This is a genomic window from Acidobacteriota bacterium (assembly GCA_039028635.1).
Taxonomy (GTDB): domain Bacteria; phylum Acidobacteriota; class Thermoanaerobaculia; order Multivoradales; family JBCCEF01; genus JBCCEF01.
In genome coordinates, this window is record JBCCHV010000002.1 from 147,297 (window position 1) to 158,408 (window position 11,112).

General features: G+C 64.1%; 3 protein-coding genes. 1 reads left to right on the forward strand and 2 read right to left on the reverse strand.

All coding sequences use genetic code 11. The annotated features are described in order from the left end of the window. Positions 1-195: 195 nt before the first annotated feature. Positions 196-2,181: a hypothetical protein gene (locus AAF604_01790; GenBank protein MEM7048354.1), complete on the reverse strand. Its 1,986-nt coding sequence runs from the start codon at positions 2,179-2,181 to the stop codon at positions 196-198. A 384-nt stretch (positions 2,182-2,565) separates the two neighbouring features. Then, positions 2,566-7,725, reverse strand: a complete 5,160-nt coding sequence (locus AAF604_01795) for an RHS repeat-associated core domain-containing protein (protein ID MEM7048355.1) — start codon at positions 7,723-7,725, stop codon at positions 2,566-2,568. Between the two features lie 246 nt (positions 7,726-7,971). Here AAF604_01795 and AAF604_01800 point away from each other — a divergent pair, with 246 nt between their 5' ends. Beyond that, the gene (locus AAF604_01800) at positions 7,972-10,719 is read left to right on the forward strand and encodes a tetratricopeptide repeat protein (GenBank protein MEM7048356.1); all 2,748 of its coding nucleotides are present in this window, start codon (positions 7,972-7,974) and stop codon (positions 10,717-10,719) included. The last annotated feature ends 393 nt before the right edge of the window (positions 10,720-11,112 follow it).

Genomic DNA, 11,112 nt, shown 5'->3' on the forward strand with positions numbered 1-11,112 from the left:
TCGCCCGGGCGTTCAAGCATCGTCGCAGCAGCGCTCGAGATCGGTGAAGCTGGAACTTCGAGATCCCCACCGAATAATCGAGCAGACGGGCGATCTCGCCATCGGAGGGCGGAAAGGGTTGGAAGCGAAACCGCAGGCGGGCCTCGAGGCCGCATCGCTCCCGAGGCCTTGCCGCGACCTCGGGAGCCGGAGACCTTAGTCGATCACTCGCACGACATCCAGCCACATGAAGGCGTTGTGGCTGCGGTAGACCCGGAAGTCCGACCCCCGGTTCTGACGGTTTCCGAAGTAGGCGTCGTTGACCGTGAAGGTGTGAGTCTTCCAGGTGTTGGTTCCCGTCATCGAAACGATGCCGCCGTTGCTGTAGGCACCGCCCGAGCCGTCATATTGCAGAAAGATGATGCCCGTCGCGTTGTCGAAGTAGGTGACCTCGATATCCACCGTCGGTCGGCTACCGCGCAGAGCGAAGGAGTCGTCGACTCGGAAGTACATGTAACGGTCACCAACGGCCGGATTGCGGATGCGACGGCAGTTACGTCCGCCCTTGTTGGCGCTCACGGTGTCGCCATCGGTGGGCTCCGGAGACGGCCGGCGGAGCTTGTCGATGACATCGTTGGTCCCCAGATTGAGGGTCGCGGTGGCGGGAGGAGAGGTCGAGCCCGAAACCGTGATCGTCTTGACCAAGGGCTCTCCGAACCAGGCCACGAACTCGCGGACCATCTGGAACTGCACCGAGTAGGTGCCCGGCGCCGAAGGGGCGGTCAGATTGAAGGTGAAGGTCTTCGGCCGGCTGCGGAAGATTCCGCCAAAGCGCGGGATCTCGTCGAGGCCGTCGTTGATCAGCACCCGAGTTGGCGAGAAGGGCGTCGTAAAGCCGTTGGGTTTGCGAATGCCGAGCTTGTAGTCCTTCGACGCTCGCCATTCGTCGGTGCCTTCATTGCGCACGATGACCGTGACACTGAAGGTCTGATTGGGACTGACCGTGGTCGGGACATTGCTCCACAGGATCTTCGCATCCCTTTCCGGGAGCCCCGTGAACTGACGTGCTCGGGTGGCGGTGCGGTCGATGTATTCGCGGGGATTGTTGCTGCTCGACCAGGAGTCCGTATTCGTTCCCGGGTTCGTGCCTTCGGGAGGCGAATGGATGAACGGCGGTCCCGGGTCCCCTTCGTACAGCCCCGTGCTCTCGCTGTACTCGTTCCAAGACTCGATCACCACGCGACGGATCGGGGGCGATCCGTTCATCGTATTGATCAACTGATTCCAGGCATTGTTGTAAGAGCTACCACCGTTGCGCGGCAAGAAGGTGGCATTGGGCGGCGGAATGTAGTTCTCGTTCCAGAATCCGGGCTTCAACATCGCCGTTTTCTTTCCCTGCCAGGTGATGGTGGCGAAGTGATTGTTGTTCGAGAACTGATGGAAGCGCTCATCGGTCCAACTCTGCATCTCGTCGTCCCAATGGGCCGTGTTGATCCAGTAAACCCCATTGTTGAAAACGGGATGAGCAGCACCATAGGCAGCCCGCAGGCGACTCTCGACGTCGTTGCGGGTCAGGCTGGTGGCGTTCTGGACACCGTGGTACTGAATCAAGTGCCAGTTGTTGATGATCAGCCGGCCATCGATCTGGGCGAGATAGGAGTCCGCGTGGGGGTCGGTGTTCTCGGCGAAGTACTGGTCATAGAAACGCTTGTAGTGATCGACCAGGGCGTTCTTGCCGCTGGCGGTGGCGAAGTTGATCGTCGCGCTCTTGAATCCCCAAGTCATGAAGCCGTCGAGGAAGACGGCGATCTTCGGGGGGTCGTAGCCTTCGGCCCGCAACTGAGCGTAGGCCCGGAACAGGTTGATCCTCTGCTGCTCGACCTCTGGAACGTCCATCAGCTCCACGTAGATGACGTCGAGGTTGGCATCCATCATGTCTTTGATTTGGCGCTTGAAGAAGGCGACGGAGCCATCCCAGTTCTGCCTTCCTTCGAGGGGCTGCCAAGCGCCGTTGGCTTGCCAATCGCCGGGCTGGGTATTGAACGGGGTGTACCAATGAAAGACGTGCGCGCCAATGAAGCGATCCGTCGAAGAGAAGGTCCTGCCCTGGGAGTAGAGATTCCCCTGGGCCTCGACTGACGGAACGACCAGCAGAACCAACAGCGCGACGAGCACTGCGAGGACGGCAGAGACGAAACCCAACTTGGCTTCCCGAGGCCTTCTTCGGCCGATCGCTGGAGTAGGTCCTGGGAAGGTGAGGCGATGGAGCTGATCCGTCATGGATCCACAGGTGGACATAACTTGCCTCCTACAATGTTTTGCGAACACTTGAGGTTGGCCAATGGCCGAACGAAGTGGGAACCAGCGTTACCCCTGACCCCCTGACAAGAAGATTTCCGAAGGCCGCCCCGACCGAAGTAGACGAGGGCGGAGAGTGGGTGGGTTTTCGACTCGCGAGCTCGAGCACGCCGAGCGATCCCAGCCGGCGCTGTTGGCAGGGCAGCAGCTTCACTGCCCCCCGAATCGCCCGGGCGGCATCGGAGCGGCCGGCGAGGACAACCCGCCGCCCCGATGCCGCCCACGTCGCTATCTGAGCGCGATTTCGCCGAAGGAGCGAATCAAGCGATCCCGCATGTCTCGCTGCTGCTGGAGAACACCTTGCTGCCGCTTGAGCCTCTCCCCCTGGGCCGCGCCGCGCGATCGCGCCTCGGCCGCCGTGGACGAGATCGGCAGGCCCGTGAATGCCCCTCGCACCCTCGGGTCGGCGGAATTCGGCTTGACGCCCTGCTCGGTGGCGGTCAGGAACCTCTCCTCGGCGGCGTGGAATCGCTGCAGTTTGGTGGCATCGTCGATCGACTGCTGGGTCTCACCGATCGCTTGATCGATCACGGTCAGCGAGTCTTTGGACACGTCGGCGAGATCGTCGACCGTCATCCCATCTCCGACGAGCTTCTGGATTCCAGAGTTGATCTTGAGGGCACGCTTCGAGAGCTTCAAGGCAACGCCAATAGGAGAGTTCTTGGGCACCAGCTTGATCGCCACGTCGATTGCGCCTTCCGCCAGTTGCTCCGGCGATGGCGTGGCAGCGAGGCCGTCGGGATCGACGAAACGGATCGGATTGTTGCTGGCATAGGAATACAAGTTCCATTCGCTCCGCGCCGGATCGACGTTGGCGAAGCGGCCCCAGCTGTGGACATAGCCCCGCGCCAGCATGTAGTGGCTGGCCCCGTGGAGGTCCTCCTCGTGGCCGGCGAATCGCGAGTGGAGATTCTGGGCGCCGGACTGGTTGGCCACGGAACCGTAGGGGTAGTAGTCCACAGCCCCGATCTGCTGCCCGATGACGTTGGTGAGGATGCGCGGCGTGCCCACGTGGTCTTGGTGGAAGAAGGTCTGAACTCCGCCGCGCTTGCGGGTGGCGATCAGGCCATTGGGGCCGTGGACGAAGTCCTCGACGAACTCCACGATCTCCCCGGGGTCGCTCGGCCCTCGGTAGGGACCGTAGCCAGTCGCTCGGTGCTCGCGAAGGATCGAGCCGTCCGTGTCACGAAGGGTCCAGAAGCGCTCGCCAGCCGTCACGTCCAGGCTCAGAATCCGAAAGTTCCCCGGACCATAGCCATAGAGAAACTCGGCGCCATCGGCGTGACGGTAGAAGCGGGTGACCATGTTGAGGCCATCATGGTCGAGGTCGAAGAATGGCGCCTCCGCCGGCCCCACCCGGTCGACATTCCCGGCCGCGTCGTAGAAGGTGTCTCGCGGCTCACCAACATTGCCGACCCGCCGATTCTTGCCGTCGATGTTGTGGTGGACGACGAAGCCGTCCCCGCGCTGGAGGCGGACCAGGTTGTCCTTGGCGTCGTACTGATACGCCTCCCAACGGGCAGCACTGCGGGCCGTGCCTCGGACCAACCGGCTGGCGGCGTCGTAGACATAGCGGTCGACACCGATCTTCCAAGTGTTGCCGGCGCCATCGTAGCCGTAGCTCCCGCTGTCGAAGCGCAGCGAACCACCGGCTCCATAGAAGCGAATCCTCCCCGGCCGCCGCATGCCATTGGTTCCCTGGTCGAGCAGGGTGTAGGCGTTGTTCGAGTAGTCGATGCGATCGAGCTGGAAGTTCGGGTGGTAGGTGTAGTCCGCCGAGATCCCAAGGCTGGAGCTGACCTGGACCGGAAGACGGTGATTCATCGTCCGGCTGACGGTGTGGGCCGGTGCCTGAATATCGGAGGGATCGTTGCAGTACCGAAGACCGTTCTGCGGCGTCGTGATGCACCTCGGATAGGTCTGGGAAATCACCTCGCCGAGGACGTTGTAGCTCCAGTCCTGCTCGAAGGTGTGCGCATAGCGTCCGAAGGGATTCTCAACGTGGAGCCACTGCAACTGCGTCGTGCGGCGGCTCAGGTTGCCGACCTTGCCGCGGTACTCATAGGTTTCGGAGATCGCCCAGTCGGTGGTGCCGAAATAGTTGTGGCGGATGGCCTCGACCATCTTGCCTTTCCGGAAGTTGGTCCCCTGGTTGGTGTCGGCCCAGACGAACTCCTCCCAAACCCGGGAGCCCTCGCGCTTGGAGAGCAGCCGGCCGTTGCCGTCGTAGTCATGGGTGATGGTGCGCAGGCCATCGAAGACCTGCCGAGGGTTGCCCAGGGCATCGGGCTGGAACGACAGAGTGCCAGCCGCCGCCGAGCCACCGATCTCGGGATGACGCTCCCAAGCCAGCAGCCCGCGGTCGTCCCAGCCGTACTGGCGCTCCTGGACGACGACGCCTGCGCTGTTCCTGCGCTTGGCCTTGAGCAGTTTGCCGTTGGGGTCGTAGAGGTTGATGACGGCGTAGCTCGGGTTCGAGACTCGGGTCGTACGGCCAAGGGCGTCGTAGCGGGTGGTGGTCGTCACCTCGCTGGAGCCGATCTGCGAGGTGCGAACCTCGACCGTCGAATCGATCTCGCGATTGCCGCGATACACCAGCACCTCTTCGCTACCGTCAGGACGCTGAATACGCCCCGGCCGACCGAAAGCGTCGTAATCCAGGTATTCGGTCGACTTCGCATCGTTGACATTCCCGGCCACCTGCACCGTCGACACCGAAGTGACCCGTCCGAGGACGTCGTACTGGGTCAGGCGCTCGGAATCGACATGGGTCGAAGCGCCCGTCGGACGGCTCTGGAACTCCCGTTTCAGGCGTCCGAAGAAATCGAAGACGAGCTTCTCGTCGGCGTAGGTGACACCGGCGAACCTGCGCGAAATGGTGACGTTGGCTTCACCACCGGCGGGATTGGCGTAGACGAAGACGGTGGCCGCCTCGCCCAGCGACGCCGCCGGCGCGATCCGAGTCGTCCTGCCGAGATTGTCGTAGAACCGGAAGGTAGCCTGGTCTGACGGGTTGTAGGTCGCCGTCGGCAGGCCGGTGTTGCGATCGATGTCCGCCCGGTAGCGGTACGGATAACCGCCGATGCGAGTCGACTTACGCTGCAAGTAGTCGTAACCGTGGGTGAACACGAACCGGTTGGTGCCATTGGTCCCATTGGTATTGCAGGTACCGGATCCGAGCGCGCCGTTCTCGCCGCCGGCGACGACCTCGAGGACCGGCAGGCCGGCGTCCTTGCCCTCGACCGTGCCGCGAATGTACTTGGTCACCAGATCGAAGCTGCCATTGGCCTGGGAGCTTTTGCGACGGCGAGTGCACTCGATGCTGCCCTGGTCGTCGAACTTGAATCGGGTGTTGTACGTCAAGCCACCGTCGGTGCGAATCTTGGAAGTGTAGGGAGTGAGGATCCAAGGCGAGTCGGGATCCGGAAGGTAGCTCGACGGTGTGCCGACATCGAGGTAGCCGGTCGTCGGGCTCTCGGACAGGGTGGTGCCGGTGACGCTGTAGCCGGTGTAGTGATCGACCTCCCGGACACCGCCATTGAAATCGTCGAGGATCTCGACGCGACGCGTGTGGCCCGCGCCATCGTGCCCGGTGCGCCGCTCCTCGCGGTAGCGGTTGCCGTCATCGAGGTAGATCGTCCGTTCGCGAACCCTCACCGGATTGATCTGGAAGCACTGGGACGGATCGCGCTGGATCAGAAGGGTCGAGCAGGTGCGCCACTCCATGGCGTAGCGAACGTACTTCTCCCGAACCCTGGTGCAGCTTCCACCGCAGTCGAAGACCTGTTCGGAAAGGAACAGATAGTCGCTGTCGCTGCTGCCGATCCTGGTGCTCTTGGTAAATGGAAGCCCGGAATCCGTGACCTGCCAAGAGCCGATCGGGTCGAGCGAACCCGGAATCTTGGGACCAATCGTCACCGAGTGAAAGAACCGGTTCTTGGTGTAGCGCTCGGCAACCGTTGGAGCGGTGACATCGGTCTGCCGGTAGTCGGCGCGCCGGCAGTTTGGCCCGGAGTACTGGCTCGCTGGAATCAGTGGATGGAGCGAGCTCGAATACCTCCAGGTGGCGATCCTCGAGTTGTTTGGGCGCAGGTGCCGTTTCACGGTCAACCCGGTTCGGGTGTAGTGCGGCTCCGCCGTCGGATCATTGGACCAGACACACTCGGTGGGATGGCGCCAAGCGCCGTAGTCGTACTCGTACTTGCCTTGGGTGGGGAACTGAATACGCCGAACCCTGCCGCTGCGCAAGAAGTCCGAGTAGTAGCTGACGAAGTAGTCCTTGGAGCTAGGCACATTGATCCAGGTCAGCAGCGGCACCCGGATGTTCTCGGCAACGGAGCCCCAAACGCCGAGCGGATCGTGCGGCCGAGTTCGGGCGATGGTCTGGATCGAATAGTTGAAATCGTAGACCGCGGCGTTGCCGCCCCAGGCGGCGACGCGAACCTTGTCGACCAGCCGTCGCAGGTCGCCGAGCTCGTCGCCGTTGGGCAGAGTGAGCGGATTGGAAGGAGCCGCATCCCCACCGGCCCGCTGACCGTTTCCGAGATGGAAGTCGATGCGGTGGCCGCGGCCGGTGCTATCCGAAATATGCCACTGCTCGGTATTGCCGCTCTGCGAGTAGCTCACCTCGACCCGATTGTCGTAGTAGTCCCGCATCTCCTTGAAGCGCCAGCAGCCGGTCACCCCGCCACCGCAAGCCAGGGTTCCGAGAGCGCTGTTGGTCTTCTCGAACTCGGAGATCAGGCCCTCGGGATGGTCGACGAAGATGGTGTCGGCATCGATCTGCCGCAGCCTGAGGTGGCTCGAGTCCTTGCTGTAGCGAACCGGCCGGCTGACGGTGCCGGGATCTCGCCCAGCGAGCTTGTAGAGATAGTGCGACCCGCCGTCCGGCGACACGTAGAGCCAGCGCTCCCCGCCATCGAGGGCCGGATGTTGGCGGTTGGGCCAGGTGGCCTTCTCGAGATCGCTCAGGCCGTCCGGAGGATCGGGTGCGAAGAGCTTTCCGAAATGGACCTCCCATCCGACGCCCGCGTTGCTGCTGCGTTGCGGTAGCGAAGCGAGGACCTGCTGCTGGGTCACCGGCGCGTGATCCCAACCGTCCGAGTTGTGCGTCGCGCGCAGCTGATAGCGGATGTGAGGGCCGACGGTGAACACCTGCCCCAGCGGGATGCTGAGCATCACATTGCCATTGGCGGTGTTGATCGACTCCACGTCGCCGTCGGAGAGGAAGGTCTGCTCCGGCAAGGAGCCGCGCAACGAGGGGATCGTCTCGCCGGCGAGACCTCCAGCATCCGGCGGATCGGGTTGTGCCAACGCCGCTTCGATAGTTAGAGCCATCAGCAGAGAGGTGAACAGGACGTGGTGTAACGGGGCTCGGAACGACGACATGGAATCCTCCAAGTTTTCTTCGAAATCGAGTGACTCCCGTACGTATAAGAGCAAGGGAAGTGCCACCGACTGGAGACCAAAAACACCGAGTCCGGGCCTGTACCGCGACTCAAGAGTGAACGAAATCGTTCATTTCCCGATCGAAACCGTGCACACAGAACGATTTCGTGCACAATTTCGGCACGACAGTCTGCAGAGAACGAATTCGATCAGACATGGGGGCTGACCTCAGAAAGGCCGACGGCGATGAGTGAGACTCCGAGCTTCGACCACACCGAGACCGTGCCGCCGCCGGACTCGGAGCGAACCACACCGCACTCCGATGGACGCGAGGTGATTCGCGCCGCCATGGTGGATCGCTACGCCGTCCTCTCGCACCTCGGCAGTGGCGGCATGGGCTCGGTCTATGCCGCCTACGACCCCGATCTCGACCGCAAGGTGGCACTCAAGCTGGTGCGACGCGACCGCGGTAGCCATCGAGACCAGGAGCGCTTGCTGAGCGAAGCCCGCGCCCTGGCCCGGATGACCCATCCCAACGTCGTCCAGGTCTATGACGTCGGACTCCACGGCGACAGCGTCTTCTTCGCCATGGAGTTCGTCTCGGGCCTCAACCTGCGCCGCTGGCTGGCGGCCGAGACTCCCGGCTGGCGCCGGGTGGTGTCCCTCTTCCAGGGTGCCGGCCGCGGTCTCGCCGTCGCCCACGGGCGCGGCCTGATCCACCGCGATCTCAAGCCGGAAAACATCCTCGTAGGCGAGGACGGAGCGGCTCGAATCGCCGACTTCGGCCTGGTCAAGTGGACGGAGGAAGCGGGCACCGGCGTCGACACCGCGGCCGCCGCGGTGGACCCGAGGGGCAGCACCGAGCCGATGGGAACTCCGGGATACATGGCCCCCGAGGTCGCCGCCGGCGAGACCGCATCCGAGCTCTCCGACCAGTACGGCTTCTGTGTCGCCTTCCACGTGGCGCTCTACGGCGAGTATCCCAGCGCGCATCTCTCCGACGGCTCCACAGGACGAGCCTCGAAGCCTGCCCGCGGACTCGGTGCTCCTGCAGCAGCCGCGGTTCCAGCCGCCCTGAGAAAGATCCTGCGTCGTGGCCTGCAGACCGATCCCAGGGACCGCTACCCTTCAATGGACGCGCTCTTGCACGATCTGTCGCGGCTGGCGGGACGGCGGCGAAAAGCCCTGACCGCAGCCGGCATCGTCGTCTTGATCGGCCTGGCGGTGACCCCATGGCTGACCAGTGGGCCCCATCCGGCCGCGGCCTGCGAAGGTGGCGAGCAGAGATTCGCCGAAGTCTGGAACGGCGAGCGCCGGAGCGCTCTCGGCAAGACCTTCGAGGCCAGCACATCCTCCTTCGCCAGCGAGGCTTTCGACGGCGTCGTGAGGATCCTCGACGACTACCGATCGGAGTGGGTCGCCTCTTACCGCGACACCTGCCTCGCCACCCGGGCTCGCGGCGAGCAGTCGGAGCGCATGCTCGACCTTCGGATGCTCTGCCTCGAGCAGCGTCGCGAGGAGGTCGGCGCCCTGGTCGACCTGCTCCAGGCCGGCGGCGCCGACCTGGTCCCGGCGGCGGTCAAAGGCGGTGAGTCTCTACCGCACGTCGGCGCATGCGATGCCAATCCCGAGCTCGCCCTGCTCACTCCACTTCCCGAGGACGCGGAGCTACTGCACGAAATCGAGCAGTTCCAGCCGCGCCTGGCGCAACAGGAACTGCGTCAATCCATTGGTCGTCCGGTCGACCTGGAGGAGCTCGAGAGCCTCGCCGAGATTGCCGGCGACATCGGCTACCGACCGCTCCAGGCCCAAACGCGCAAGGCACTCGCCATTTCCCTGGCACAGCAGAAGGGGGACGTCGACGCCGCGGTCGAAACCCTCGAGCTGGCGCTCACCGACGCCATCGGAGGGGGCGACCGAGCCACCGCTGCGGTCCTCTACGGCCATCTCGCCGAGTACACCGGATACAACCAAGGAAACCCCGAGCGGGGCGAGTGGTGGGGCCGATTCGCCGACGAATCCCTGGCCGGACTGACGCCGGGGCACCAAAGCGAGCGCTTCAGCGTGCACTCCAGCCTCGGCCTGCTCGCCTGGACCCGCGGAGAGATGGCCCAGGCGCGCGGCCACTGGCGCCGGGCCCTCGACCACGGCGGAGAGGCCTACGGAGCGGACAGCCCACTGCTGGCCCAAACCCTCAACAATCTCGCCCTGGCGGCGGAGCAAGACGACGAGGCGATTCGCTATCTCGAGCGCGCTCTCGCCATCAAAGAGCAAGCCTACGGCAGCGAAATCCCGCTCCTCGCCAACACCCTCGTCAACCTCGGCGCCTGGAAAGCCCGCTCCGGGAGATACCGCGAGGTGCTTCCTCACACCACCAGAGCCATCTCGATCCTGGCCAAGGCCCACGGCCCGGACCACCCCAGCCTCGCCTATCCCCTGATCCTCGAAGGAGAGCTGCTCAACATCCTCGAACGGTACGACGAAGCAGTGGCTAAGCTCGAACGCGCTCGCCCCCTCGCCCACGGCTTCGGAGAGTCCCACCCGATGGCGATCCAGATCGACCTCGACCTCGCCGCCGCCAGCCTCGGCCAGCTTCGCCCAGAGCGGGCCCAGAAACACCTCGACCGGGCCGACGCCCTGACCAAGGACTTCCCGGACAGCAGCCCGATTCGCCTTGCCATCCCCCTACTCCAGGGGCAAACCGACCTGCTCCGCGGCAACTACGAGGCAGCCCTCACCGCCCTCGAGCAAGCCTGGTCCCTGGCGCATCAGCACGCCCACATGCGGCCACCGCTCTACGAAAGCATCCGCCTCCGCCTCGCCCTCGCCGAGTGCCACCTCGTCCTCGGCCAGCCCGACCGGGCACGCCCCCTCCTCGAGCAAGCCCTCGATCTCAGCACCCCCAATGGGCAGCTCAAAACCCTCACCGCCAAGGCCCGCTCCCTCCTCGCCCAGGCGGTTGAAGCGGCAAGCCCCAGCGCGCCCTCAAGCTAGCCCGCCAAGCTACCGAGGCAAGGCAGCCCACCCGCAAGAAACTCGGCTCGCAGATTGACGCCTGGCGCTCCAAGCACGTCGACGACTGACGGGAACGTCAGCCGACCGGCGGCCCACAACCGGCCGGATGAAAAGCCCTCCGACCACACAAACCTCCACACTTCTCAGCCGCGGCCGCGGCGCACCGAGTCAAGGAACTCGAAAGTACCAAGTCGGAATTCAGGTCGGCGGTCGCGGTTGATTCGAAGATCACATTCAGACCGGATCCATCGGCACGCCGACGTGCCGCGATCTGCCAATACGCGGCACGCGCCCACGAGATCCCAGTCCACGAGAGCGAACTCCGGCGACCGGAATCAGTGAGCCCTAGAAGCTGACCCTCAAGAAACTTCT